This window comes from Streptomyces sp. NPDC002838 (genome assembly GCF_040295365.1).
Taxonomy (GTDB): Bacteria; Actinomycetota; Actinomycetes; order Streptomycetales; family Streptomycetaceae; genus Streptomyces.
This window is the reverse complement of the sequence record NZ_JBEOVF010000137.1, coordinates 1-2,439: the sequence shown is the minus strand read 5'-3', so window position 1 is coordinate 2,439 and position 2,439 is coordinate 1. Positions and strand designations below refer to the sequence as shown.

1 protein-coding gene is annotated in these 2,439 nt (G+C 69.0%); it reads right to left on the bottom strand.

From position 1 onward, the window contains the following. On the bottom strand, positions 1-2,439 hold a 2,439-nt coding region (locus ABT063_RS51870; RefSeq protein ID WP_351069340.1), incomplete at both ends, for a non-ribosomal peptide synthetase.

Here is a 2,439-nt window from a genome sequence, read left to right as displayed (position 1 = left end):
CACATCACCCAACTCGAACAACCCCGACCGCCCCAACCAATACGCATGCTGCACATCAGTCAGACCGAACGGCTCACCCCACCCCGCCACATCGGGCTCGATCTGCGTGGTCTCCACGGCTCCGGCGGCCTGGATGGCCAGGGCCTGTCGGGTGATGGTCGGGTGCGCGAACACGTCGGCGAGCTGCAGGCGCAGGCCCTGACCGTCGGCGGCGGCGGTGGCACGGAGGGCGAGGAGGGAGTCGGCGCCGAGTTCGAAGAGGTTCGCGGAGGTGGACAGCGGCTCGGACGGGTTGAGCAGGTCCGACCAGACTCGGACGAGGGAGTGTTCGACTGCGGTCGCGGGTGGTGTGTAGGCGGTGGTGGTCTGTGTGCGGGAGGGCGTGGGCAGGGCTTTGCGGTCCACCTTGCCGTTGCTGCTGAGCGGGATTTCCTCGAGGGCGATCAGGACGGGAGGGACCATGTAGGAGGGGAGCTTCGTCCGGAGCCATGCGCGCAGTTCCGCGGTGTCGACGGCGGTGTCCGGCGTCAGGTAGGACACCAGCCGCTTGCCGCCCTGCCCGGTGGTGTCGGTGACGGTCACGGCGGCGGTGACGTTCGGGTGGGCGGTCAGTGCGGCGTCGATCTCGCCGAGTTCGATGCGGTACCCGTTGATCTTGACCTGTTGGTCTTCGCGGCCGAGGAATTCGATCGTGCCGTCGGGCCAGAACCGGCCGAGGTCGCCGGTCCGGTAGAGGCGTTCGCCGGTGTGGGGGTGGACGATGAAGGACTGTGCGGTCTTCTCGTCGTCCTTCCAGTAGCCCAGTGCGGTGCCGAGGCCGCCGATGTAGATTCCGCCGGTGGCATACGGCGGTCGGGTGCGCAGGCGGCTGTCCAGTACGTGCATGGTCTGGTTGGCCAGTGCGGTGCCGTAGGGGATGCTGGCCCATGCCGGGTCGACCTGGGTGATGGGGTGGTGGATCGACCAGATCGACGCTTCGGTGGCCCCGCCCAGGCTGAGCAGGCGGATGCCGGGAAACGTCCTCCACGCCCGCTCCGGTAGCGACAACGGAATCCAGTCACCCGAGAGCATCGCCATCCGCAGCCCCGACCGCGCATCGTCACCCTGAGCGCGGTGCTCGGTGTAGAGCTCGAACAGGGCGGGGACGGAGTTCCAGACGGAGACGGCGTGGGCGTCGACGAGATCACCCCAGTGCCCCGGGTCGCGCTCCGATCCCGGGTCCGGGATCACCAGTGCCGCGCCTGCCGCGAGGGTGCCGAAGACGTCCCATACCGACAGGTCGAAGCTGAGGCTGGACACGGCCAGGACGCGGTCGTCGGCTGAGAGCGCGATGCGTTCGTTGATGTCCTCGATGGTGTTGCGTGCTCCGCGGTGGTCGATCATCACGCCCTTGGGCACGCCGGTCGACCCGGAAGTGAAGATGACATACGCCAGGTCCGTGGTCGCTCGCTGGGCGCTGTGGCTTTCTGGTGTTGGCTCGGTGGTCTCTGCCGTGACTGCCACCACGGGGACGCCCGACGGCCAGGGTTCTTCCATCAGGCCGGGCTGGGTGAGTACGGCTCGGGCTTCGGTGTGTTCGATCAGGTAGGTGATGCGTTCGGTGGGCAGGGCGGGGTCGACGGGGACGTAGACGCCTCCGGCCTGGAGCACGCCGAGGACGGCGGCCACCTGTTCCCATCCCTTGCGCATCGCGACCACGACTCGTTCCCCAGGACGTGCTTCCAGGTGTTCGAGTTGCCGGGCGACCCATCGCGCGCGTCCGGCCAGCTCGTCGTAGGTCAGTTGTCCGGAGGACCAGATGACCGCCGGTGCGTGCGGCGTCCGTGCCGCCTGTGCGAAAAAGGGCTCGTGGAGCAGTCCGGTCGGCAGCGGCCGCTTTGTGGCGTTCACTCCCGCCACCACCGCCGCGTGTGCCACCGGTGTGGTCGTCGAGCACCCCGACTCCCACGCCTCCTCGCCGTCAGCGAGTTCCTCCACCAGGGCCACGAACGCCGAGAACGCGCCGTCCAGCACCCCCTCCGGGAACAAGGCCTCTACGGCGTCCCAGCTCACCAACAGCCCATCGGCCACCTCCACCACCTGGCAGTCCAGCGTCACCTGGGGCGTCTGCGACACCGCGGAGACGACGTGTCCGAGACCGGGCAGCGGATCGGCGGGCGAGCCGCCCGGCATGTCCTGGCCGAGGACGCTGGTGAACACCACAGGCATGGCGGCACGCTCGGGGCCGTGGTGCCGGGCGAGTTCACGGAGCAGGCGGACGCCGCCGTAGGCGCGGTGCTCCAGGTCCTGCCACAGCCGCCGCTGCACGTTCTGGGCGCGGGCGGCGAAGGTGTCGGCGGATTCGGTGTCGACTTCGAGGAGGACGAGGTTGGTGAAGTCACCGATCAGCCGCTCCACATGCGGGTGCAGCGGCAGCCGGTCGCCGATCGTCACGTTCAG